The sequence below is a fragment of the Desulfomicrobium aestuarii genome (genome assembly GCF_055385525.1).
This window is the reverse complement of record NZ_AP042427.1, coordinates 2,147,315-2,171,558: the sequence shown is the minus strand read 5'-3', so window position 1 is coordinate 2,171,558 and position 24,244 is coordinate 2,147,315. Positions and strand designations below refer to the sequence as shown.

The following is a 24,244-nucleotide window of genomic DNA, read 5'->3' as shown; positions in this document are numbered from 1 at the left end:
CATGGGACAGGAGCCGGAATTTCGATGACCAGCAGTAACGCAGAAGGGCAGAGACATTCTGCCGCCATGACCGAGGGTAGGGGACGGAATCCCCGAGAGCAGGCCTGTGGTGCGGATGTGGTCACGGGAAGGACGGGGCACTCCTGGCCGAAGGCTATGGACGTGATGGAAGCGGTGGTCGAGCGCGAGAACATGCGCGCCGCGGCAAAGCGTGTGCGCAGCAACAAGGGTGTCCCCGGCGTCGACGGCATGCGTGTCGAGGACGTTTGGGGGTACTACGGTCCTCATATCGAGAAGTCACTTCTGGACGGGAGCTACGAACCGCAACCGGTTCTGGGGGTGGAGATCCCCAAGCCCGGCGGCGGAACTCGGGAACTGGGTATCCCCACAGCCATGGACCGTCTGATCCAGCAGGCGCTGCATCAGGTGCTCACGCCGATCTTCAATCCCGGCTTCTCCGATTCAAGCTACGGGTTCCGTCCCGGTAGAAGCGCGCATCAGGCCGTGCAGAAGGCACGGGAGCATGTCGCCGCCGGCAAACGATTCGTGGTGGATATGGATCTGGAGAAGTTCTTCGACCGCGTGAACCATGACGTGCTGATGGCACGCGTGGGGCGCAAGATCGGGGACAAGCGGGTGCTCGGCCTCATCCGCCGATTCCTGCAAGCGGGGCTGATGAAGGGCGGACTGTGCAGTCAGCGGTCAGAGGGTACTCCGCAAGGAGGGCCGCTCTCTCCGCTGTTGTCGAACATCCTGCTGGACGATCTGGACAAGGAACTCGAACACCGAGGTCATGCGTTCTGCCGGTACGCGGATGACTGCAACATCTATGTGCGCACTCACCGCTCGGGGGAGCGCGTCATGGCCTCGGTCAGCCGGTATCTGCAAACCCGGCTGAAGCTCCAGGTGAACGCCGCCAAGAGCGCGGTGGACCGCCCCTGGAACCGCAAGTTCCTGGGTTATAGCATGACGTTTCACAAACAGCCTCGGCTGAAAGTGGCCCCTGCGGTCGTTGCCCGGTTGAAAGCCTCGGTACGCGAAGAATGCCGCAAGGGACGCGGTCGATCCCTGCAAGCGGTGATCGACATCCTCTCGCTGAAACTGCGGGGTTGGGTGAACTACTTCAAGCTGGCTGAAGTGAAGAACGTGTTCGAGGAACTTGACGGGTGGGTACGGCGTCGTCTGCGTTTGATTCTTTGGCGTCAGTGGAAGCGGGTCTACACCCGGGCCAGAAATCTGATGCAAAGGGGCATGAACAAGGACCGCGCACTGAAATCCGCCATGAACGGTCGCGGACCATGGTGGAACTCGGGGGCCTCGCACATGAACGAGGCCTATCCCAAGAAGTACTTCGACAAACTAGGACTCGTGTCGCTGCTGGATCATTACCGGAAACTTCAATGTGTTGCATGAACCGCCGTATACGGAACCGTACGTACGGTGGTGTGGGAGGACGGCGGGGGTGACCCCGCCTCCTACCCGATGGGGGAGGGGGCTGGGTGGACTGAATGGACGAGATGGACTTTATGGACGAACACGGACCATGAGGGCGTTGTGCCTTTTGTCCGTGTCAGTCCATCTGGTCCATGAAGTCCATCTCGTCCATTCCCCTAAGGCACCAGCAGCACCTTGATATCACACACATTCGTATTCGTCGGCCCGGTCTTCAGCAGCTGCCCCAGCTGTTCGAAGTAGTGGTAGGCGTCGTTTTCGGCCAGGAAGCGGGCCGGTTCCAGGCCCAGATCGCGGCCGTGTTCCAGGATGGCCGGGGAGGCGAAGGCGCCGGTGGCGTCGGTGGGGCCGTCGCTGCCGTCGGTGGAGGCGGCCAGGAAGACAGCCGCCCCTGCGTCCTTGGGCGAGCGGGCGTAGGCCGCCAGGTAGGCCAGGGCCATCTCCTGGTTGCGGCCGCCCTTGCCGCCGCCGCGCAGGGTGACGGTGGTCTCGCCGCCGGCGATGACGCAGGCTGGGCGCTCCACGGGCAGGCCGTGGGCCGTGATGTCCTTGGCGATGCCGAGGAAGAGGTGAGCCATCTCGCGGGCTTCGCCGGTCAGGTGCGAGGTCAGGAGCAGGGTGTTGTAGCCCAGTTCCCGGGCCTTGTCGCGGGCGGCCAGCAGGGCCTGATGGTTGGTGCCGATGAGCACCGTGCGCGAATTGGCGAAGGCCGGGTCGTCGGCCTTGGGCGTGTCCGCGATAACGCCCAGTGCGACGTCGCGCAGCAGGGATTCGGCTGCGGGCGGGAGTTTGCCGGCCAGGCCGTAGCGTTCGATGATGCCGTTTGCCTCGACGCAGGTGGTCCCGTCGGGCACGGTCAGGCCGCTGGCGATGGCGTCCAGGTCGTCGCCGATGACGTCGGACAGGATAAGGCTCAGGAACTCGGCCCGCGCCAGGGCCCGGGCCAGGCGTCCGCCCTTGATGTTCGAGAGCTTCTTGCGCACGCAGTTGATCTCCTGGATGGTCGCGCCGCAGGCCAGCAGGGACTTGGTCACGGCCTGCTTGTCCTCCAGGGTCAGGCTGCGGCCGTTTTCGCTCCAGGGGGCGGCGAGAATGGCCGAGCCCCCGCCCGAGACGAGGACGAAGACGAGGTCGCCGGGTTCGGCCGTGCGAGCCAGATCCAGGACGGCCTCGGCCGCGGCGGCGCTGCGCTCGTCGGGCACGGGATGGGAGGCCTCCACGAGCCGGATGCGGTCCAGGAGTTCGAGGTGGCCTTCCTTCACGGCCACTATGCCGTCGGCGATGCGCTCGCCCAGAAGCTTTTCGAGCCCCAGAGCCATGCGCGCCGAGGCCTTGCCCGCGCCGAGAACGAGGATGCGCCGGTAGCGGGCGAGGTCGTACTCGAAGGACTGCGATTCCGTGGTGACGCGCAGGGTGTCCCCATCCAGGGACAGGACGCGCTGCATCATCTTCAGGGGGTCTACGCGGTCGAGGCCGGCGCGGAAGATCCGCTCGGCGTGGAGAAGGGGATCGTTCATGGCGGTATTCTCCTTGGCCTGCGTCACTTCAGGACTTCGGGGTTCAGGATGGTCGGCGGCTTCGTCCCGGCGAGCATGGCCTCGATGTTCTCGGCCGCCAGCAGGGCCATGTTGTCGCGGGTCGAGTGCGTGGCCGAGCCGATGTGGGGCAGCAGAACGGTGTTGGGGCAGTCCTTGAGCCCCTCGGCCATGCGAGGCTCCATCTCGTAGACGTCGAGGCCCGCGCCGCCGATTTCCCCGGAGCGCAGGGCGGCCACGAGGTCGTCCTCCTTGATCACGGGACCGCGGCCGGTGTTGATGAGGATGGCCGTGTTCTTCATCCGGCGGAAGGCGTCGGCGTTGAAGAGGTGCCGCGTGGACGGGCGCAGGGGAGTGTGGATGGAGATGAAGTCTGACTCGCGCAGGAGTTCGTCGAAGTCCACCCGGCGGGCGCCGAGGTCGCGCTCCAACTCCTCGTTGCGGCTCGACGAGCTGGTGTAGAGGACGCGCATGCCAAAGCCCGCGGACATGCGGGCCATGGCCGTGCCGATGCGCCCCGCGCCTACGATGCCCAGGGTCCGGCCGCTGACGTCGGCGCCGATGAACTGCAGCGGGCCCCAGCCGGTCCAGGCGCCCGAGCGCATGACGGCGTCGGTCTCGACCACGCGGCGGGCCACGGCGAAGAGCAGGGCCCAGGCCAGCTCGGCCGTGGCCATGGTCAGCACGTCGGGGGTGTTGGACACGGGGATGCCGCGGCGCGTGGCCTCGGCCACGTCGATGTTGTCGTAGCCCACGGCGTAGTTGGCGTAGCCCTTGAGGTTCGGCGCGGCGTCGAAGAAGGCGGCGTCGATCCTGTCGGTCAGGAGGCCGATGACGGCGTCGGCGTCGGCGATGCCGCGGTGCAGCTCCTCCGTGGTCAGGGGCCGGTCATCGAGGTTGACGACGACGTCGAAGCTGGCGCGGAGCCGGGTCAGTCCGGCCTCGGGTATGCGGCGGGTGACGAAGATTCTGGGGCGACTCATGTCGGTTCCTCCTGGTTGCGGGGGTGCTGCCGGCCGTGGCGGGGGGCCGGCAGCGGAGCGCGTGCGGCGGTGTCGGGGGACAGGTCAGCGCCCCGCCCTGCCGCGGCCTGGTTTAGCCGGTTTTGCCGGACGGGAAGCGGGACGGGCGGGTTTACCGCCTGTGCCGCCGGCCCTGGGCTTGCCGCCGCGTTCGTCGCTGCGTCCGGCCTTGGGGCTGCGGACCTTGCCCCCGGCGGTGTCGCCGGGTTTCCCGGACTTGCCGGAATCGGACCTCTTGCGGGTGGAGCCGTCCCCTGCGGGCTTGGGCCCTTTGCCGCGGACCGGCAGCTTCGCGCCCTTCCTGTCGGCCACCAGGGCCTTGATGGCCTTGGTGGCCTTCTTCTCGCTGACCGGGTTGCCGGGGCGGTAGAGCACGCCGTCGGGAATGTCGCTGTCCTGGGTGTACCCCTTGACCGCCTCCACCGGGATCTTGCGGCCCAGGGCCTTCTCGATGGCCGCCAGTAGGTCGTGCTCCTCGGGGCAGACCAGGGACACGGCCACGCCGCTGTGCCCGGCCCGGCCCGTGCGGCCGATGCGGTGGATGTACTCCTCGGGGAAACCGGGCATGTCGTAGTTGACCACCAGCGGGAGGTTCGAAATGTCCAGGCCGCGGGACGCCACGTCAGTGGCCACGAGGACGTGGATCTCGCCGGCCTTGAACTCCTCCAGGGTGCGCTTGCGCAGGGACTGGCTCTTGCTGCCGTGCAGGGCCGCGACGTTCACGCCGTGGGCCGCGATCTTGTCGGTCAGGCGGTTGGCCCAGGTGCGGGTGCGGGCGAAGACCAGGATGCGGTTCTCCTTCTGCCTGTCGATGAGGTGAAGGAGGAGAGGGAGCTTGTTGTCGCGCTCCACGAAATGGATTTTCTGGGTCACGGCCTCGGCCGTGATGACCTCGGGGGTGATCTCCACGTTCTCCGGGTTCTTCAGCATGCGCGCGGCCAGGGCCCTGATCTGCGGCGAGTAGGTGGCCGAGAAGAGCATGGTCCGGCGGTCTTCGGGCAGGAGTTCGAGAATCTGGCCGATCTCGCGGGAAAAGCCCAGGTCGAGCATGCGGTCGGCTTCGTCGAAGACCAGGAACTCGATGAGCGCCAGGTTGAGGAAGCCCTGTTCCGCCAGATCCAGCAGGCGGCCCGGCGTGGCCACGAGGATGTCGATGCCGCGCTGCAGGCGTTCGATCTGCGGTTCGATGCGCACGCCGCCGAAGGCCACGGTGCAGCGCAGGCCGACCTTCCGGGCGTAGGCCTTGATGCTCTCGCCGACCTGCAGGGCCAGTTCGCGGGTGGGAGTGAGGACCAGGGCGCGGGGGTGGTGGCCGTTGCCGTGGCTGCCGCTCAGCACTTCGACGATGGGCAGGGCGAAGGCGTCGGTCTTGCCGGTGCCGGTCTGGGCCCGGGCCAGGATGTCGCGGCCGCCGAGGATGACGGGAATGGCCCTGGCCTGGATTTCTGTGGGGGCCTCGTAGCCCTTTTTGGCGACGGCCTTGAGCAGTTCGGGGCGCAAGCCGAGATGGTCGAATGACATGTGGGTATCCTGAAAATGTTCTTGGGTATGTTCCGTATGGGGCGAATCGGGTTGATGATGGCCCATGTCCATGAAGCATGGGCCGAAAGCATGACGTCGTTCAGGATCATTGTCTAGACGGTAACCGCCCGGGTGTCCACCGTGGCAGCCGGCCACGGCCGGTATCTGCGGGGCGATCGGGCCGGTGGCCCGGCCTGCGGCGTGTTTCGTGCTCATCGCGTCGACATCTGTCTGAAGTTGTGGATGATCTCGTTGCGCTTGGCTTGAGGGGGAAAATATGTTTCACAGGAAAAAACGATTCTGAGGGCTGCATGGCATCGGAGCACCATTTCACACTGGCGACATTCTTTGGAAACAACGGCAGGATATGCATCCTCTGCCGCGAGATGGGTATCCGCAAGTCCATTACCGGCATCACGACGGAACTCGGATTGACTCCCCTGGTCCAGGTTGCCTCGGATGATTTCAGGGAGCCCAAAGTCCAGAAGAATTTCCTGAGCTTCCTGGCGGAGGCCAGGGAACTGCTGCTGATCATGGACTTCAACAACGAAAACAGCCCGTCCTATTTCCACCTGCTCGACACCCTCTACGACCAGTACCGTGAGCGCCTCAAGGTCGTGGCCATCGTCGACAAGGCGTACCAGGGGCTCATCAGCCTGCTCTACGCCCGCGGGGCCAGGGCCGTGCTGGTCAAGCCGTTCATGCCCAAGGATCTCAAGACCAGAATCGTCTCCGTGTTCGCCGAGCCGACGGTTCTGGAGCGGCTGGTCGAGGTCGGCCGCGAGTGCCTGGAGAAGGGTGAACTTGCCAGGGCGCAGGCCATCTGCCGGAAAATCGAGGCCGAATACGAGCATACCCACCAATCCCTGCTGTACTGCGGTGACGTCCAACTGGCGCTGGGCGAATACAGGAATGCCGGGCGCTACTACATGCTCGGCTTCAGGGACGAGCAGTTGAGCTTCCAGGCCTACGCCAGCCTGGCCAAGCTTTGCGCGGCGACCAAAAGGACCCGGGGCGAGATTTTCTGGCTCAAGAAGTTCGCGCAGATCAACACCCTCGACTACACGAATTTCATCAAGATCGGGGAACTGTGCCTTGCGCAGAACAATGAGGAGGAGGCGAGGGAGTACTTCTCCAAGTCCATCAGCGCGGCGCGCAGGATCACTTCCGAGGACCGCACGTCGGGCGTCATTTTTGAGATCGCGAACAAATGCGTGGACAACGAGTCCGTCGACATGTCCAAGGAGTATTCCACGCTGCTGCTGCGCAACGGAAACGTGGACAAGACGCTCCTGAGCGAAGTCGCCTACTTCCGGATGAACAAGCTGGGGGACCCGGACGGTGCGTGCGGCATCTATTCTCTCCTGGCCGTGCGCGAGGAGAAGCGCGGCGCCAAGATGGACGTCGAGTTCTGGTCGACGGCCCTGTACAACGCCGCCATCTGCCATCACACGGCGTACGGGGACCGGAAAATGATCAAGCAGAAGCACACGTCCAAGCGGGCGAGCGACTACATCCTCGAAATTTTGAGCGTCAATCCGGATTTCGGCAAGGACGACCCGGCCGTCTCCGCCAACATTACGGCCATCGCCGGCAACCCGCTGCAGCAGAACATTCCGCTGACCACCCTGCTGGCCAAGCTGGGGCGCGCGTAGCCGGGAATCGACCCGCAGCGCCGAAGTCGAATCGCCCAGACTCGACGGCGCCCGGCCGGATGCGGGCCGGAGGAAATTTATTGGGGTGGATGCGTTTTTTCGTTTGACAATCCTGCCCCTCCTGTCTACTTAGGCCTTCCGTTTGCGCGGGCCAATAGCTCAATTGGTAGAGCATCTGACTCTTAATCAGCAGGTTCAAGGTTCGATTCCTTGTTGGCCCACCACGAATGATCAGGCTGCATCGGTTACGGTGCAGCCTTTTTTTCTTCTCCGGCCGCGATTTTCTTTGCAATTCGCCTCCGGTGCGCTTATGGGTCACATCTCTCGCGTGTGCAGACTTGCGCCTTGAAGCCCTGCGGATCATTTCCGCCTGCGGCCCGTCATCGTCTCGTCTTGGAGATTATTCCGTCCATCCGGTACGCCCGGCCTTCGATTGCTCATCACGCCAGTCGTCGATTTTCCTCCAACCACAGGATTTTTTGTGGATTTTTCCTCTTTTTCCCTCGACCGGCGTCTGCACGTCGGCATTCGTGACTGCGGCTACGTTTCCCCCACCCCCATTCAGGTTCAGGCCATCCCCCCGGTCCTCGACGGCAAGGATGTCCTCGGCCTGGCCCAGACCGGCACCGGCAAGACGGCGGCCTTCGCCCTGCCTCTGCTGCAGCGCATGATCGAGGCTTCGGTTCCGCAGCGCGGGCCGGTGCGCGTTCTCGTCCTGGCCCCGACCCGCGAACTGGCTCTGCAGATTCACGAGACGTTCATCGTCCTCGGCAAGCAGACGGGCATCCGCAGCGCCGCGGTCTTCGGCGGGGTGGGCGAGACGCCCCAGATCAAGGCCGCCTCCCAGTCCAGCATCCTGGTGGCCTGCCCGGGGCGCCTGCTCGACCTGCTGAACCGCGGCCTCATCGACCTGTCCCACGTGGACGCTCTGGTGTTGGACGAAGCCGACCGCATGTTCGACATGGGTTTCCTGCCCGATCTGCGCCGCATCATGGCCAAGCTGCCGGCCAAGCGCCAGAATCTGCTGTTTTCCGCCACCATGCCCCCTGAGATCCGCAAGATCGCCGACCAGATCCTGGTGCAGCCCGCCGTGGTGCAGGTGGCCAACACGGCCCCGCCGGAAAAGATCCGCCACAGCGTCTACCCCGTCCAGCCCGCCCAGAAGATGGCCCTGCTCGAAGCCTATCTCGGTGCGGAGAACTACGACTGCGTGCTCGTCTTCACCCGGACCAAGCACCGCGCCAAGAGCCTGGCACGCAAGCTGGACCAGAAGGGCATGGCGGCCACCTCGCTGCAGGGCAACCTGTCCCAGAACCGTCGCCAGGAGGCCCTGGACGGCTTCCGCGCCGGCCGCTACCGCATCATGGTCGCCACGGACATCGCGGCCCGCGGCATCGACTGCACCCGCGTGACGCACGTGGTCAACTTCGACGTGCCCGACACGGCCGAGAACTATACCCACCGCATCGGGCGGACCGGCCGCGCCGACAGAAGCGGCCAGGCCATGACGCTGGTCGCGCCCGAGGACGAGGTCCAGATTCGGGCCATCGAGCGCATCCTGGGCGAACGGTTGCCGCGGGTGCAGCTGGACGGATTCGCCTACGACCGTTCCGCCGCGGGCAGCGACTCCTCCTTCGAGGAGCCCAGGCCGCCGCGCGCTCCGCGTCGCAACCCGTCTCCATCTGCGCGGCAGGGTGCGCCTGCCGGCAGATCCTCCCGGCCGGCACCTGCCGGGCGCGACGCCGGAGCCAGGGCCGATCGCCCGGCAGCTTCGGGCCGCCGCCAGTCGGCGGATCGTCCCGAGGCGTCCGGCCGGACAGCTCCGCAGCCCCGTCCCGCCTCTCCGCGCCGCGGAGTTTTCGGGCTCGGCGCGGCCTGATCGGATTCCAGTCCATTGAAATGAGAAGCCCCCGGCAGCGATATCGCTGCCGGGGGCTTTCAGTTTTGTCGGGGTGCGGGGTCTGCGGTCATTTCCTGGGCTGAACCAGACCTTCCGTGGTGTTGTCCTGCAGCGGCGACACCTTGAAGAGCTGCCTGCCTTCGTTGGCAGGCGCCTGGGGCAGAGGGTTCCGCCTCATGGGGTCGGGCGCCCGGTCGCTGGAGTTCTGCACGTCGGCGGGGGTCTGCGTCGGATCGTTGAAGAGAAGGATGCTGACGCGCCGGTTGCGAGGGTCCTCGGGGTTATCAAGGATCAGCGGCTGCGTGGCCGCATAGCCGGCCACGCGGACCATGCGCTTGGGCTCTATGCCGAACTCCTGCAGAATGAGTCTGGCGGAGGACGCGCGGTCCGTGGAAAGCTCCCAGTTGGTGTAGCGCGAATTCGGGCCGCCCAGGGGCACGGCGTCGGTATGTCCTTCGACAGCGACCTGGTTTGGCATGTCGCGCACGGTCTCGGCGATGACCTTGAGCACCTTGCGCGCGTCGTCCGTCAGCTGGGAACTGGCCGACTCGAAGAAGGGGTTGCCCTCGCCGTAGAGCATCTGGATGCGCACGCCGTTGTCGAAGGTGTCGACGATGAGCTCGTCCTTGTAGTCCTTCAGTTTCTTCTCGATGGCCTTGGCCATGGCCTCCTTGAGGATCTCCTCCTGGGACTTGCCCTCGCTGTACATGCCCACGGTCCCTTCCATCATGATGGGGACCAGGCGTTCGGTGTCGCTCGAACTCTTGCCGCCGGCGCCCATGGTCATGGACGGCGGCGGGCCGTCGAAGACGGAGAACTCCTTGAAATAGATGGACAGCTGTTCCTTCTTCTCCTCACTGACGTTGTTCAAAAGCCACATGAGCAGGAAGAAGGCCATCAGGGCCGTGACCAGGTCGGCGTAGGCGATCTTCCAGGCGCCCCCGTGGTGTCCGCCGTGTCCGCCTTTCTTGACCTTCTTGATGATGACCGCTTTTTTCTCGGCCATGGCTACTTCTTGCGCACTGCGCTTTCGAGCTCTTCAAAAGTGGGGCGGGCCGAACTGGGCACGGCCCGGCGGGCGGCCTCCAGGGCCAGGGCCGGCGCCCACCCGAGGGCGAAGGACATGATGGCGGTCTTGGCCACGTTGAGGAGCGTGTGCTGGTCGCGGACCTGGTGTTCGACGTTGGTGGCGAAGGGTGCGACGAAGCCGTAGGCCATGAGGATGCCGAAGAACGTGCCGACGAGGGCCGCGCCGATGTGCGCACCCAGGACCTCCGGCGGTTCGTTCAAAGCGCCCATGGTGATGACAACGCCCAGGACGCAGGCCACGATGCCCAGGGCGGGCATGGAGTCGGCGAGCTTGCTGATGGAACCGGCGGCGATCAGCTCCTCCTCGTGGTGCGTATCCATGTCGATGTCCATGATGGACTCGAATTCATGGGGCTCCATGCCGGCCATGGCGTAGGTCTTCACGTTGTCGCAGATGAAGTCGAGGACGTGGTGGTTTTTGACGACAAAGGGGTAGGGCGTGAAGATGCTGCTTTCCTTGGGCTTGTTGGCGTGGCTTTCAAGGGCGATGATGCCCTCGTGCTTGGCCAGGGTCAGCAGGTCGTAGAGGGCGCGCAGCAGCTGGAGGTATTCGTCCTTGCCCGGGGATTTGGCCTTGAAGGCGCTGGCGAAGCCCTTCATCGTGAGCTTGATGACCTTTATGGGCGACGCGATGAGGAAGGTGCCGATGGCAGCACCGAGAATGATGACGAATTCCGCGGGCTGCCACAGAACGCTGAAATTTCCGTGGGCCATGATGTAGCCGCCCGCAACGCATCCCATGACAACCACAAGGCCTATGATCGCGAACATTGAGGTTTGACCTGCCCCTCTCTTTGAAGTGTAGCGTTATCGCGCTCAGCGGGGCTGCCCGCTGTCGCTTGTCCGACGCAAAAACCTAACGAAAAAAAAGCGTGACGTCTAACACCGGATGACGGGCGCAGGCCCGCGGGTTCGGCTCGTTCTGCGGAAGCTCAGGGCAACCTGGAGCGTATGGCCTGGGCCCGCTGGGAGTACTTGGCCGCCTCGTCCTCCCGGCCCGCGTCGGTCATGGTCATGGCCAGGCTTTCCAGGGTCAGGGCCACGGAAAGGTCCTCGGGGCCGAAGAGGGCCTGCCGCACTTCCAGGGCGCGCAGGAGGGCTCCCTCGGCGCGCTGCAGGTTGCCGAGGCGGCGGTTGACCACGCCGAGGTTGAAAAGGAGCTGGGCCACGTCGGGGTGCTGCGGGCCGAGGCTCGCTTCGCTGATGCCCAGGGCCCGGTCGTACAGGGCGTCGGCCTCTGCGAAGCGTCCCCGCGCATACTCCAGGGAGGCCAGGTTGCCAAGGGATATGGCGATGTCGATGTGATCATGCGGCAGGGAGGCTTCACGAAGGCTCAGGGCGCGTTCGTAGACCTCCTGCGCCTCGTTCAGGCGGTCCTGGGCGCGCAGGACGTTGCCGAGGGTGGTCAGCGGCACGGCCGTGCGCACGTTGTCCGGGCCGTATGCCTTGGCGGCGATGTCGACCGCCCGCCGTGCCGGTGCTTCGGCGCCCGCCGCGTCGCTCTGGGCTACGAGCACCTCCGCGAGGCTGGTCAGGGTGTTGACCAGCCAGGGGTGTCCGGGCCCCAGCGCCCTTTCCTTGATGGCCAGGGAGCGCTCCAGAAGAAGCCTTGCCTGGTCGGTCCGCCTGCGGGCCAGCTCGACGCCGGCCAGGTTGTCGAGGGTTCGCGCAACCTGCGGGTCGTCGGGCCCGAGGAGGCGCTCCCTGATGGTCAGGGCTCTGCGGAGCATGGTTTCGGCTTCGCCCAGGAGGTTCTTGCGGAAATAGAGTTCGCCGAGATTGTTCAGGAGTTCGGCCAGGTCCTTGTCCTCGGAGCCGAACCGCTTCTCGCGGATGTTCAGGGCCCGGATGAAGACCTCTTCGGCCTCGGCGGCCCGGTCCCTGGCCACCAGGAGCTCGCCGAGGTTGCCCAGGGTGGTGGCCACTTCGGGGTGCTCGGGGCCGAGGACCTTCTCGCGCATGGCCAGAGACCGGCGCAGCGGGGACTCGGCTTCTTCGTAGCGGCCCAGGGCGGCGTAGGCCACGCCCAGGTTGTTGAGGGACGTGGCCATGTCGGCGTTGTCGCGGGGCGTGAAGCCCTGAGCCAGATCGATCTCGCGCTGGGCTACGGCCAAAGCCTGATCGAAGTCGCCCCGGGCGTGGAGTTCGATGTAGGTCCTGTTCAGGGCCAGCCATTCGTCCTGGGCGGCGGTGGAAGGGGCCTGCCGCGTCGCGCAGCCGGCTGCGGCAATCAGCAGGAAACAGAATATCGTCAGTCGCTTCATGGGGTTGCGCTCCCTGGTTCAGAGTTGAGGGCGCAATACTATCCATCTCCCTCTCCGAGCACAACAGCTCCGGTGCGGTCAGGGCCGCGGGATTTTCGGCTTCAGCAGGGACGGGCCGGCGTCCCGCAGACAAGCCAGTCGATGGACCGGCCCGTGCGCAGCCCGGTGTCGATGAGCCAGTCCGGCGGGATGCGTCCGCTCTTGCGGGCGTTGGAGATGGCAGCGGCCGAGACGTTCAGGAAGGACGCCAGTTCCCGGTCCGTGCGCGCGCCCGAGGCCTGCCGCAGGCGCTCGATGACCATCGGGGCCGTGCGCAGGCCCATCTGGCCGGAGATGTCCCGGACCACGGCGTACATGCGCGGCTCGCCGTAACATGCGTCGTTGTAGACGAGGCGGGCCAGAACCGTCGAGTACTCGCCGGCCTGGTTGCGGATGCGGCATTCCAGATGCTGTTCGCGATGTTTACGCAGGGCGGTGTGCATGGCCTGGCGGACCTTGGGCAGGTCCTCGGCGTGCAGGAGGTCCAGCACGGGCCGCATGTCCAGGGTGTAGGCGTCGAAGGTCTCGGGCCGCCCGAAGATCGAGGGGTTCAGGGTCTGGGACGAGCGGCGCAGGATGCGCCCCTGGTCGTCGGTGACCACGACCACGTCCCCCTCGCCGCCGCGCAGCTGCTCCATGAAGGCGTTCTCTTGCAGCACCTTGGCCGAGATGTCCTGGGCGATGCCCAGCAGCCCGATGACCTCCTGGCGGTCGTCGTCGAAGATGGGCCGGCGGATGACCCTGTACCAGACCTTCGGGTCCGTAAGGTGGGGCACGGCCGGGTGGAGGAGCTCCTGCTTCTCCTCGAAGACCTTGATGGCCGCCTCAATGGGGAAGCGGGCCTGGCGCGGCTCCAGGAAGTCGTATTCCGTCCGGTCGATGACGTCGTGGCGGGCTCGGCCGTAGGCCTGCAGATATGCCTGGTTGGCGGCCACGATGCGCAGGTCCCGGCCGCAGACCCAGGCCAGGTCGGGCAGGGCGTCGACGATGCGCGTGAACTCGCTGGCCAGCTTGGACGAGAAGGGGAAGGGCCGCTCCTGGAAATAGCCGCTGTAGGCCCGGATGCGTCCTTCCTCGTCCCGGATGGCTTCGGCGCTGTACCACAGGGTCAGGGGCGAGCCGTCCTTGCGGCGCAGGGTCACGGCGCCGTTCTCCACCTCGCTGCGTTCGTTCAGCTGGTTGACGATGCGGCGGCGGGAGGCGGCGGTGTAGTAGAACTGCCGCGCCGGGCGGCCCATCAGTTCGTCCCGCGAATAGCCGCAGACGGCGCACAGGGCGGGGCTTGCTGCCTGGATGATGCCGCTGGGCAGGACGGTGAAGCCCATCTCCCGGCCCGGGCCCGTGGATTTGAAGGTACCCCATGCCACCGCGGCAATGCCGTCGGCCGCGGGCACGGCCGCGCACTTCCAGTTCACGTGCCGCGTGCCCGCCCCGTCGGGGAGGACCATGCGCAGCCGGAATTCCCGCACAGGCGGCAGACCGTCGCCGGGCGTTTGAAGCCCCCAGTCGCGGACCAGGGCCCTGAGCTCTTCCGCTAGGTCCCCGGGCGCGAGTGCGCCGGCCGGAGTGTTGCCCATTTCCCGCAGGGCGCGGTTGGCGTAGAGCACGTCGCCGCCCTGGTCCATGACCAGGGCCGGTTCCGGCATGCTTTCGAGACGGGGTGCATAGAACGCGACGAGGTCGGAGCGGTTCATGGATTCACCGGGAATGTACGGGATTGGGGGGTATTCATGAAATATGAATAATTTTTGCGATACGGTTCATTGACGTTTTATCTTTGCCTGCTACAGTCCCCGGGCCCTGTCAACTTCGGCCGGGAAAATCACAAGAGGGAGAGAAGAGATGCGCAGATGGATCGTGGGCTTGGCGTTGGCGCTCATGCCTTTGCAGGCATGGGCGGCGGGATACGGAATCTATGAATGGAGCGCCAGGGGCAACGCCCTGGGCGGGGCGATGGTGGCCAGGGACGCCGACCCGTCGGCCGTGGCCTACAACCCGGCGGCCATCACGGACCTGCCGGGTGACCAGTTCCAGCTCGGCTTCACGGCCGTGGCCCCATCGGCGACCATGGACGTCCATCAGGAAGGCCTTGAAAGCATGGACTTCGCGGACCACGTCTGGCCCCTGCCGACCATGTATTACACCAGGCAGCTCTCGGACAACTACTGGTTCGGCATGGGCATGTTCTCGCGCGTGGGCCTGGGCACGGACTACGACGACGCCGACACATGGGCCGGACGCTACAGTTGCTCCTACGCGGCCATCAAGTCCGTGAGCTTCACCCCCAACCTGGCCATGAAGTTCTCCGAAGCCTTCTCCCTGGCCGTGGGCGTGGACATGACCTACCTGGACTTCGGCTACAACACGACCATCGACCCCACCCGCGTCCGCAACCCCGCAACGCGGGACACGGACATCCTGCAGGAGATCTCCGCCGACGGCTGGGGCTACGGCATGAACCTCTCGGCACGCTACCGTCCTTTTGACTGGCTGGCTCTCGGCGTGCTCTGGCGCAGCGAGATCCAGCTGAGCGTGGACGGGGACGTGGATTTCACCCGCAAGGGTCTCGTCCCGCCGTCGGCCGTCGGCCTCAAGGACACGGGCGTGTCCGGCACGGAGCCCATTCCCGAGTCCGTGACCCTGGGCGTGATGGTCAAGCCCGTGGACAGGCTGAGCCTGGAGTTCGACGCCGTCTGGACCAAGTGGAGCGCCTACAAGACCCTGGTCATCGAGTACGACGACCCGCTGTTCGGCTTCCTGGACGAGGCCCGGGCCACCAAGAACTGGAGCAACACCTGGCGTTTCCAGTTCGGCGCCGAGTACGCCCTGACGGACGACCTGGACCTGCGCGCCGGCTACGTCTATGACCAGTCCCCGGTCAACGACGATTACGAGGACTTCGCCGTGCCCTGCACCGACCGCCAGATCGTGACCCTGGGCGCGGGCTGGACCTTTCAGGACGCCTGGACCGTGGACGTGTCCTACGGCTACCTGTGGATGAAGGACCGCGATTACGAGGCCCGACCGGAAGATGGCATCGTGGACCTGACCCGTGAGGACGCCCATGCCCACATGGCCGGCCTGAGCCTGACCTACCGGTTCTAGACTTCCTCCCAGCGCTGGGAAAAACGAAGGCCGTCGCATCCTCATCGGACGCGGCGGCCTTTTGCATCTACAATCCGCGATCAGGAAAACATCTGCACGATCCTGCCCATCTGGTCTTTGACGTCCTCGGCGAGCTTCTGCAGGTCTACGTGGCCGAGGTCGAAGACGTTGCCTTGGAGCCAGTACCCCTCCGGGGCGCTGGGCAGGGCCGCATATCCCCATTCCTGCGCCAGGTGGCGGGCATGCCGCAGCAGGGAGTGCAGGATGCGCGCATCCTTGTCCAGGGCCGGGTCGGGCAGGTTGTAGGTGGCGATCACCTCCGGGACGAAGTCCGGGAATGCCCAGCGCTTGACCAGTTCCGCGCCGAGCTCGAAGTGGTCGAAGCCGTCGAACAGCTCCCTCTCCCGCTCATATATCTCGGGGAGGGGGCGGGTCATGTCTTCGCGGATGAATCTGGCGAAGGTCGTGTACCTGTTGATGATGAGCACGGGGATGCCGATGACGTGCATGAGCCCCAGGGGGTAGATGAGCGTCACCATATCGATGGGCAGGGCCGCGACCTGCGGGCATTCCGGGATGAGCCGCTGCATGGTCAGGGAAACGGCCAGATTCTGGGCCCAGATGTTTCTCAGGAGCTTGTTGATGTCGGCGTTGTCTGAGCGGAAGGCGGACTCCAGAACCACGTGGAAGACGATGCGCCGGATTTCCTTCAGGCCCAGCCGGTTGATGGCCACGCGCAGGTCGATGATCTCCGAGATGCCGCAGAAGAGGGGGGAGTTCGCGCAGGCCAGAACGGAGCCGTAGAGGGCGGGGTCGAGTTCGATGGTGCGGGCGATGGCGTCCATGTCGGGGTCCACGGCGTTCAGGAGCTTCATGAGTTCCATCCCGACGTTCTTGATGCCTGGGATGTTGAAATCGATCTGTGCGAGTCTTCTGACCGAATGCGCATGCATGGCTGTTTCCGGGGTTCAGGTTCAGGTTTGCCGGATAACGATACAATTTCGGTGTGCATGCATCAAGCTCCCAGGGCTGATGAACAGCACAAGTTTCGTATTCGACGCGATTGCCTCTGCGCAGGCACTGCGGAGAATCCGCCGAATTTGCTGTGGGGCGTGGAGCGCAAACCTTGTGGTTGTTCGCCGTGCGCCTTTGAAGTAAGGTTGCGGTCGCAGCCTTGGTTACCTGTGCAGGAGTGTCCATGATCGTGCGTTTTCTCCTTTTTCTTCTCCTTGCCTGCCTGCCCGCGTGTTCGGAGGACGAGCCCGTGGTCAGGGTGGACATGTCGAGAGTGGAGAGCGTCGCCCCCCCCGGGACGACGGAAGCCATCACGTACGCCTACCTGCCCCAGTACTCCCATTCCGTCTCCTTCGAGCGCCACCGCAGGCTGCTGGAATATCTGCGCCACAAGACCGGGCTTTCCCTGCGCCAGATATTCCCCAACACCTTCGCCGAGCATATCAAGATGGTCGAGCGGGGCGAGATCGACATCTCCTTCACCAACCCCTTCGTCTACATCTCCCTGGCCCGCCTGGGCTCGGAGGCCTTCGCCCGCATCGTCGAAGCCGACACCGGCGCGGACTTTCAGGGCCAGGTCATCGTGCGGGCGGACAACCCGGCCATCAACCGCCTGGAGGACTGCAGGGGCAAGAGGCTCATCGCCGTGGACCCTAATTCCGCCGGCGGCTATCTCTACCCCATGGGACTTTTCTACGACCACGGCATCACCCGCGAGGATTTCCAGGAGGTCGCCTTCGCCACGGGTTCCGGCGGGCGCCAGGAAGCGGTCGTGCTGGCCGTGTACGCCGGGGCCTATGATGTCGGCACGATCCGCAAGGGCACCCTGGACGTGGTGCGGGACAAGATCGACCTGGATCAGATTCGCGTCCTGGCCGAAAGCCGTCCCTATCCGGGGTGGGTCTATTCCGCGCGCAAGGGGTTCGATCCGGCCGCCAGGGACAAGATATCCAAGGCTCTTCTGGGGTTGCAGATCAGAGACCACGATCACGCGAAGATTCTCTCGGCTGCCGGCATGGTCGACATCATCCCGGCCAGGGACGATGACTACGGGCCCATTCGCGAACTGATCACGCGCCTGAATCTCGGCGAGGATATACGATGAAGGGGCGCATCTCCCGCCTGAAATTCGAGACCAAGCTGAACCTGGGCATCATCGCAATCGTCCTCGGCATGGCCGTTTTCCTGCTGCCGGTCGTGGCGAGCATGACGTCCTCGGCCCTGGTGGCGGAGAACAAGCTGCGCGGCGCCGCCCTGGCCGAGAGCCTGGCGGCCAGGGCCGTGAACCCCCTTCTGGCGCAGGACTACCTGACCCTGCGCAACATGGTCGGGGAGACCGGGGACATGGTCTACGCCTTCGTCATGAACGCGGACGACCGGGTCGTCACGCATTCCTTCATCAAGGGCTTCCCTGTGGAGCTCATCGCGGCGAATGTCGTGGCGACGGACGAAAAGGTGAGGGTGCAGCTCATCGATACCGGCGAGATCTTCATCTACGATTTTGCCGCGCCCATCCTCGTTTCGGGCGAGCGCATCGGCACCGTCCGCCTCGGGCTGTCCAAGTCGCGCCTGAGCGCCACCACCAAGCAGTTCATCTCCGCGCTGGCCACCATGTTCGGCGGCGTCCTCCTGGCCGCCATGGCCCTCGGCAGCCTTTTCGCCCGAACGGTGACGCGGCGGCTGGCGCGGTTGCGCGCCCACGCCGAGGAGCTTGTGGGCGGGAGCCTCGACAGTCTTTCCGTTCTGCCCGGCGAGCATTTCTGCTGGGAGATCATGCACTGCAACGAAAAGAGCTGCCCGGCCCACCACGACCGGGTGCGCAGGTGCTGGCTGGTGCCCGACACCAAGTGCGCCGGTCACGCCTGCAAGCTCGGACCCAAACCGGCCAGCTGCCGGGACTGCCCGGTCTTCCTGCAGAGCGTCGGCGACGAGATCCAGGACCTGGCCGAGTCCCTCGACTTCATGGCCTTCACCCTGCGCGACCACATCCGCGGGCTGCGCCAGGCCGAGCAGACCCTGACCAACCAGCAGCGGCTCCTGTCCACGGTGCTGGACATGAACCCGGACCTCATCTCCCTGGTTGACACGCGCATGATCTACCAGACCTGCAACCGGGCCTTCGCCCAGAGCGTGGGCAGGAACGTGGAGGAAATCCAGGGTCTGAACGACTTCCACCTCTTCCCCGAAGACGAGGCAGAGCGCCGCAACCTCGAAGGCCGCGAGGTGCTGCTCACGGGCGGCCGCGTGGACCGGCAGGAGAAGGTGGAGGCGCCGGGCGGGGTCAAGTGGTTCCATGTGGTCCAGATTCCGGTCCAGGACGAGTCCGGCCGTATCGTGGGCCTGTTGCGCATGGACAGGGACGTCACGGACATCAAGGAGTACGAGCAGCAGCTGATCCAGGCCCAGAAGATGGAATCCATCGGCAAGCTGGCCGGGGGAGTGGCCCACGAGATCAACACGCCGCTGGGGATCATCCTCGGCTACGCCCAGCTTCTCAAGGAGGACGCGCCGGCCGACAGCCAGCTCAGCCAGGACCTGGCCATCATCGAGAAGCAGACCAAGGTCTGCCGCAAGATCGTGGCCGACCTCCTGGGCTTTTCCCGCCAGGGCGAATCCGAGAAGCGCGAGATGTGCTTCAACAACTCCGTCATGGAGGCCATTTCCCTGGTCCGGCATTCCTTCGCCCTGGATCATGTGGACATCGTGACCCGTCTCGACGACAGCTTTCCCATCATTTACGGCGATCCGGAGAAGCTCAAGCAGATCTGGATCAACCTGCTTACCAACGCCAAGGACGCCATGCCCGAGTCGGGCGGCGTCATCGTGGTCAGAACCAAGCTCAAGACGCCCAAGGGCATCGTCACGCTGGAGGTGGCCGACAGCGGTTCGGGCATCGACGAGACGACGGCCAAGAAGATATTCGACCCCTTCTTCACCACCAAGTCCGTGGGCAAGGGGACGGGACTCGGGCTTTCCGTGTCCTTCGGCATCGTCAAGGACCACATGGGGGACATCCGGGTGGACAGCCCCCTGCCGGAGGACTTCGACCTGCCGCCGCTGCCCGCGGGGGCGACCAGCGGACCGGGGACGATTTTCACGGTGGACATCCCCCTGGACCACTGCACCTTTCCCTGAGGGGCCGGTCTTCACGTCTGAACCGATCGAACACGCGCGGCCCCGCGTTTCAGCGGACCGAGCGTGAGCAAGGAGAAATGCATGGCTTCGATCATAGTCCTGGATGACGTTTCCGATGCGGGAGTGCTGGTGAAGAGGATCCTGGAACGCCAGGGCCATCAGGTCACGGCCTTCACCGAAGAGGAAGAGGCCATCCGGCACGTGGCCAAGGGCGGGACCGCCCTGGCCATCCTCGACATCAAGCTGAAGAAGATGACGGGCGTGGAGGTCCTGGCCGAGTTGAAGAGGCACGACCCCGGCATCCGGGTCATCATGCTGACGGGGTACCCCACTCTGGAAACGGCGCGCGAATCCCTCAAGCTCGGGGCCAGCGAATACTGCGTCAAGCCCATCGACAAGGAAGAACTGGAATCCAAGGTCGCGGAAGTCCTGAAAAGCGGGTCCCAGGGCTGAGGCGGGAGAGGCTGCATGATCGCGTCACGTCTGCTGCGCCACTGGTTCACCCGCCTGCTGGCGCCCAACCGCCATATCCGGGAGAAGTACGGGCACTTCAAGGAGTTGCTGCGCAGCGACTCCAAGGCGCTGGACCTCATCGCCGACCTTGACGCCCATCTCTACGGTCACGACCCGGCCGACATGGCCCGGATCAGGTTCCTGCTCGCGCAGCTGACCCGGCGCGTGAGCGAGATGGCGGATTGCCTCGGCCTCATGAACCCGCAGGCCTACGAAATCCTCCCCGGGAACCTGGAACGGATTTCCGCGGAGATATCGAGACTGGTGACGCAACCGTCCCCCGCCGCCGATCCCCCCTATGTCCTGGGCCTCGACCAGGCCTGGGAAAATCCCGGCCAGACCGGAGGCAAGGCGGCCAACCTGTCCTTCGCGCGCCGCCATGGCGTTCCGACCCCTCCGGGGTTCGTGGTCACGGCGTCGGCCTTTGCCAGGTACCTGCGGGACAATGCCCTGGTAGAGGAGGTCGAACTCCGTTTTCGGGACGTGTCCCTCTCCAACCATGACGCCATCGTGCGCGCGACCGGGGAACTGCAGGAGCTGATTCTCGCCGCCGAAGTTCCTGCGGATGTCGCCGCGGAGATGACGGACGCGCTCAGGCGCAGCGGTCTGGAGGGCGTGCGGCTGGCCGTGAGGTCGAGCGCCGTGGCCGAGGACGGGGAGATATCCTTCGCCGGGCAGTATGCCAGCGAACTGGACGTGGCCCCCGGCGATGTCCTGGGCGCGTACAAGCGGGTCCTGGCCGGGAAATACTGCCCTCGCGCCGTGGCCTACCGCATCCGGCACGGGCTGACGGATTTCGACACGGCCATGGCGGTGCTCGTCCTGCCCATGGTCCGCGCCCGGGCCGCGGGCGTGGTCTACACCCGCGACCCGGCCTGCGCCGCGGTGGGCGGGAAAGCCGTGGGCGTTTATGTCGTCGGCGGCCTGGCCGCCAATCTGGTCGACGGTTCCGCCACGCCCGGCAAGCATTACCTGACGCGGGACCCCGAGCCCGACATCCTCATGGGCTGCGCCTGCGAGAGCGCGCCGATGGTCGACGACAGCGTGCTGCGGGAGCTTGGTGGGTGGTGCATGCGTCTGGAGAACGTTTTCGGCGAGCCCCAGGACGTGGAGTGGGCCCTGGGGCCTGACGGGCTGATCATCCTGCAGTCGAGGCGCCTCCAGCAGGACGAGGACCGCGAGGCATTTTCCTCCGAAGAGGCCAAGGCCGCCCGGCTGCTCGTTTCGGACCTGGACTGCGCCTCCCCGGGAGCGGCTTGCGGGCCCGTCTTCCATGTGGCCTCCGGCGCGGATTTCCGGTCCATCCCGCAGGGTTCCGTGGTCGTGACGGCGTCGCTGCGGCCGGCCCTTTCGCAGTTCCTGGACCGCATCGCCGGCATCGTGGCCGGCAGCGGAAGCCGGGCCAGCCACCTGGCTTCCGTGGCGCGGGAGCGGGGCGTGCCCGTCGTGGTGGGGTGCGGACCCGGCGTGCTGGGCGAGGGGGAGGTGGTGACCGTGGACGGCGGCGCGGGAAAGATCTTTGCCGACTGTCTGCCGGGCGTCATGGCCTTGAGTCCCGACGTCGAGAGAATGCACGCCAGGATCCGTGCCGGGAACGAAGACCTGGCCGCCGTGACCGTGCATCTCGGCCTGATCGACCCCGAGGCGGACAATTTCACGCCCGAGGGGTGCCGGTCCCTGCACGACGTGGTGCGTTTCTGCCACGAGAAGAGCGTGGCCGAGATGTTCTCCCTGGTCGGCCGGGGAGGCCGGGGTTTGGGCCGGTCGCGCAGGCTGGTCACGGAGCTGCCCCTGGTCATGTACGTCCTGGACCTGGGAGGGGGGCTTTCGCCGCAGGCCGGGAGCAAGGGGCCGGTAGGCGTCGAACTTGTGGACAGCGCCCCCTTGCGCGCCATGTGGGCCGGGCTGGCCGACGGGCGGGTGACCTGGGACAGCAGCCAGCTGCACGTGGACTGGGAGGAGCTCGACCGGGTCAGTTCGGGCATCTTCCGCATGGATTCCAGAATTCTCGCCAGCTACGCCATCATCGCCGGGGAATACATGCACCTGAACATCCGTTTCGGGTACCACTTTTCCATCGTCGACTCGCTGTGCGGCGGCACGCCCGGTGCGAATTACGTCAAGTTCCGGTTCAAGGGCGGCGGGGCGGCCCTGAACCAGCGCGCATACCGGCTGATCTTCGTGCGCGATGTCCTGGAACGGTTCGGCTACGAGACGGTCATCCGGGGGGACATGCTCGACGCTTCCCTGGCCCGGCTGGGCATGGAGGAGACGGCGACGGCCCTGCGCGCATTGGGCCTCGTCCTCGCCGTGACGCGGCTCATGGACATCCGGCTCGCGGATGTGCCGCAGGCCAAGCGGGAAGCGGCTTCCTTCATGCAGAACTTTTTCCCGGAGGCAGCCCATGAGTGAGGCCTACAGGGCGACCTGGGTCACGGACCAGTTGGCCGTGGGTGCCGCGCCCATGAGCTACGAGCAGCTCGACTACCTGCGCGAGGCCGGGGTCGGGGCCATTCTCAACCTCTGCGGCGAGTTCTGCGACCTGCACGACATCGAGTGCGCGGCAGGGTTCGAGGTCTACCACATGCCTCTGGCCGACGAGGAGGCCCCGGAATTGGCGGAGCTGGAAAAGGCCCTGGCCTGGCTCGACGAGGCTATCTATCTGGGCAAGAAGGTGCTCATCCACTGCCGGCACGGCATCGGGCGCACCGGAACCGTGCTCAACGCCTACCTGTTGCGCAGGGGCCTGGGGCACCGGCTGGCCTGGTTCAAGCTGCGCTCCCTGCGCTCCAAGCCGGCGAACTTCTCGCAGTGGTGGACCATCCGCAAATACGGGCGGCAAAGCCCCAAGCTGACCGTGCGGGAGCCGTCGCTGGAAATGCACAAGGCCGTGGACCTCAGCCCGTTCTTCCGCGACTACGAGGCGCTGCAGTCCCGGGTCGACGACGAGGCGGGCAGGCCTCTGGAAATGTGCGGCCGGGACCACGCCAGATGTTGCAGCACGCCCATTCGGCTGAGCATGGTCGAGGCCGTGTACGTCACGCAGAGGATGAACGTGGTGCTGAGCAGCGAAAAGCGATTGGAGGTCATCGCCCGGGCCGTGGAGACGGCTCGGCGGGAACGCCTGGCGGCGAGCCAGGTCAGCGCCGAGGAGTTCTGCCTGTCCGACGCAGACGCCAGGTGTCCGCTGCTGGAGAACGGGTCGTGCATCCTCTTTTCCTCCCGCCCCCTGCAATGCCGCTCCTTCAGCATGAACGAGGAGAAGGCCGGCAGACTCTGGGAAACGGTCCTCGCACCCGCCCTGGAAGCCCTTTCTCTCGAATTGTGGCTCGCTTTCGCCGGCACCATGGCACGGGGGGCCCTGCCGCACTTCGCGCTGGCGGACGTGGTTTCGGGGAGATATGTACAGGCGCTCTTTCACCTCATGGTCAAATCGCAGTGACGGATCGCAGCTTTTCCATCAATTCAGGAAAATGAGAAAGGTGCATCAATATGAATGATACGATAAAAGGCATCATCGCGCAGTTCGTGGACGCAACGACATCGGTGCTGCAGACCATGGCCATGACCGAGGCCAAGGCCGGCACTCCCTTCGTCAAGCAGGATGCAAGCGCCAAGGGCGACATTACGGGCGTCATCGGCTTCTCCAACCCCAAGGGCAAAAGCAGGGGGACGATGTCGCTGACGTTCACGGCCGCAACTGCACTGGGGATCGTCAGCGCGATGATCTATGAGGAGCAGACCGAGATCAACGATGCGGTGACCGACGCCGTCGGGGAACTGACCAACATGATCTCCGGACAGGCCCGCAAGGGCCTTGTGGGCATGGGCATGATTTTCGAAGGCGCCATCCCTTCCGTCATCACCGGTTCCGGCCACATCATCCGCCACGTTTCCACGAGCGCCGTCCTGGCCATCCCGTTCGAGACGCAGTACGGGCCGCTGATGGTGGAGGTCTGCTTCAGCTGAGGCCCCTTTTTGTCAGTTGCGCGATCAATAA

At 65.3% G+C, this 24,244-nt stretch carries 18 protein-coding genes and 1 tRNA gene; 11 read left to right on the top strand and 8 right to left on the bottom strand.

The window, feature by feature from the left end; genetic code table 11:
• Positions 1-156: 156 nt before the first annotated feature.
• Entirely contained in the window at positions 157-1,413 is a 1,257-nt protein-coding gene (gene ltrA, locus ACZ5AC_RS09715; RefSeq protein ID WP_464247418.1) for a group II intron reverse transcriptase/maturase, read from the top strand.
• Positions 1,414-1,610: 197 nt separating this feature from the next.
• On the opposite strand, the gene ACZ5AC_RS09710 is transcribed toward ltrA, so the two are convergent.
• The 3 genes from ACZ5AC_RS09710 to ACZ5AC_RS09700 all read right to left on the bottom strand — a co-directional run bounded on the left by ACZ5AC_RS09710 (position 1,611) and on the right by ACZ5AC_RS09700 (position 5,530).
• The gene (locus ACZ5AC_RS09710; RefSeq protein WP_464247417.1) at positions 1,611-2,969 is read right to left on the bottom strand and encodes a glycerate kinase type-2 family protein; all 1,359 of its coding nucleotides are present in this window, start codon (positions 2,967-2,969) and stop codon (positions 1,611-1,613) included.
• 23 nt (positions 2,970-2,992) lie between these two features.
• Positions 2,993-3,970 carry a 2-hydroxyacid dehydrogenase gene (locus ACZ5AC_RS09705; RefSeq protein WP_464247416.1) on the bottom strand — a complete coding sequence of 326 codons (978 nt, stop codon included), beginning with the start codon at positions 3,968-3,970 and terminating at the stop codon, positions 2,993-2,995.
• Positions 3,971-4,054: 84 nt separating this feature from the next.
• On the bottom strand, positions 4,055-5,530 hold the full coding sequence (locus ACZ5AC_RS09700) for a DEAD/DEAH box helicase (protein WP_464247415.1): 1,476 nt from the start codon (positions 5,528-5,530) through the stop codon (positions 4,055-4,057).
• 311 nt (positions 5,531-5,841) lie between these two features.
• Here ACZ5AC_RS09700 and ACZ5AC_RS09695 point away from each other — a divergent pair, with 311 nt between their 5' ends.
• The 3 genes from ACZ5AC_RS09695 (at position 5,842) to ACZ5AC_RS09685 (ending at position 9,064) form a co-directional block, all read left to right on the top strand.
• Complete coding sequence (locus ACZ5AC_RS09695; protein WP_464247414.1) at positions 5,842-7,185, top strand: hypothetical protein; 1,344 nt, start codon at positions 5,842-5,844, stop codon at positions 7,183-7,185.
• Between the two features lie 148 nt (positions 7,186-7,333).
• A tRNA-Lys gene (locus ACZ5AC_RS09690) sits at positions 7,334-7,409 on the top strand.
• A gap of 257 nt (positions 7,410-7,666) precedes the next feature.
• Positions 7,667-9,064, top strand: coding sequence for a DEAD/DEAH box helicase (locus tag ACZ5AC_RS09685; protein WP_464247413.1), 1,398 nt, complete (start codon positions 7,667-7,669; stop codon positions 9,062-9,064).
• Between the two features lie 88 nt (positions 9,065-9,152).
• Here the strand turns inward: ACZ5AC_RS09685 and ACZ5AC_RS09680 are convergent, their stop codons facing one another.
• The 4 genes from ACZ5AC_RS09680 to ACZ5AC_RS09665 form a co-directional block, all read right to left on the bottom strand.
• A complete protein-coding gene (locus ACZ5AC_RS09680) occupies positions 9,153-10,091 on the bottom strand; it encodes a flagellar motor protein MotB (RefSeq protein WP_464247412.1) in 939 nt (312 codons plus the stop codon).
• Positions 10,092-10,093: 2 nt separating this feature from the next.
• On the bottom strand, positions 10,094-10,945 hold the full coding sequence (gene motA / locus ACZ5AC_RS09675) for a flagellar motor stator protein MotA (protein WP_464247411.1): 852 nt from the start codon (positions 10,943-10,945) through the stop codon (positions 10,094-10,096).
• A 161-nt stretch (positions 10,946-11,106) separates the two neighbouring features.
• Complete coding sequence (locus tag ACZ5AC_RS09670) at positions 11,107-12,438, bottom strand: tetratricopeptide repeat protein (RefSeq protein ID WP_464247410.1); 1,332 nt, start codon at positions 12,436-12,438, stop codon at positions 11,107-11,109.
• 101 nt (positions 12,439-12,539) lie between these two features.
• Positions 12,540-14,171: a PAS domain S-box protein gene (locus tag ACZ5AC_RS09665; RefSeq protein ID WP_464247409.1), complete on the bottom strand. Its 1,632-nt coding sequence runs from the start codon at positions 14,169-14,171 to the stop codon at positions 12,540-12,542.
• Between the two features lie 148 nt (positions 14,172-14,319).
• Between ACZ5AC_RS09665 and ACZ5AC_RS09660 the strand changes: the two genes are divergently transcribed.
• Positions 14,320-15,582 carry an OmpP1/FadL family transporter gene (locus tag ACZ5AC_RS09660; RefSeq protein WP_464247408.1) on the top strand — a complete coding sequence of 421 codons (1,263 nt, stop codon included), beginning with the start codon at positions 14,320-14,322 and terminating at the stop codon, positions 15,580-15,582.
• A gap of 80 nt (positions 15,583-15,662) precedes the next feature.
• On the opposite strand, the gene ACZ5AC_RS09655 is transcribed toward ACZ5AC_RS09660, so the two are convergent.
• Positions 15,663-16,535 (bottom strand): HDOD domain-containing protein, encoded by an 873-nt coding sequence (locus ACZ5AC_RS09655; RefSeq protein WP_464247407.1) that lies wholly within the window; start codon positions 16,533-16,535, stop codon positions 15,663-15,665.
• A gap of 245 nt (positions 16,536-16,780) precedes the next feature.
• Here ACZ5AC_RS09655 and ACZ5AC_RS09650 point away from each other — a divergent pair, with 245 nt between their 5' ends.
• The 6 genes from ACZ5AC_RS09650 to ACZ5AC_RS09625 all read left to right on the top strand — a co-directional run bounded on the left by ACZ5AC_RS09650 (position 16,781) and on the right by ACZ5AC_RS09625 (position 24,213).
• Positions 16,781-17,701, top strand: a complete 921-nt coding sequence (locus ACZ5AC_RS09650; protein WP_464247406.1) for a phosphate/phosphite/phosphonate ABC transporter substrate-binding protein — start codon at positions 16,781-16,783, stop codon at positions 17,699-17,701.
• A complete protein-coding gene (locus ACZ5AC_RS09645; RefSeq protein WP_464247405.1) occupies positions 17,698-19,731 on the top strand; it encodes an ATP-binding protein in 2,034 nt (677 codons plus the stop codon). The genes ACZ5AC_RS09650 and ACZ5AC_RS09645 overlap by 4 nt, the downstream gene beginning before the upstream one ends.
• A gap of 81 nt (positions 19,732-19,812) precedes the next feature.
• Positions 19,813-20,184 carry a response regulator gene (locus ACZ5AC_RS09640; RefSeq protein WP_464247404.1) on the top strand — a complete coding sequence of 124 codons (372 nt, stop codon included), beginning with the start codon at positions 19,813-19,815 and terminating at the stop codon, positions 20,182-20,184.
• Positions 20,185-20,199: 15 nt separating this feature from the next.
• On the top strand, positions 20,200-22,656 hold the full coding sequence (locus tag ACZ5AC_RS09635; protein WP_464247403.1) for a PEP/pyruvate-binding domain-containing protein: 2,457 nt from the start codon (positions 20,200-20,202) through the stop codon (positions 22,654-22,656).
• The gene (locus ACZ5AC_RS09630; RefSeq protein WP_464247402.1) at positions 22,649-23,686 is read left to right on the top strand and encodes a protein-tyrosine phosphatase family protein; all 1,038 of its coding nucleotides are present in this window, start codon (positions 22,649-22,651) and stop codon (positions 23,684-23,686) included. The genes ACZ5AC_RS09635 and ACZ5AC_RS09630 overlap by 8 nt, the downstream gene beginning before the upstream one ends.
• Before the next feature lie 50 nt (positions 23,687-23,736).
• A complete protein-coding gene (locus tag ACZ5AC_RS09625; RefSeq protein ID WP_464247401.1) occupies positions 23,737-24,213 on the top strand; it encodes a chemotaxis protein CheX in 477 nt (158 codons plus the stop codon).
• Positions 24,214-24,244 lie beyond the last annotated feature (31 nt).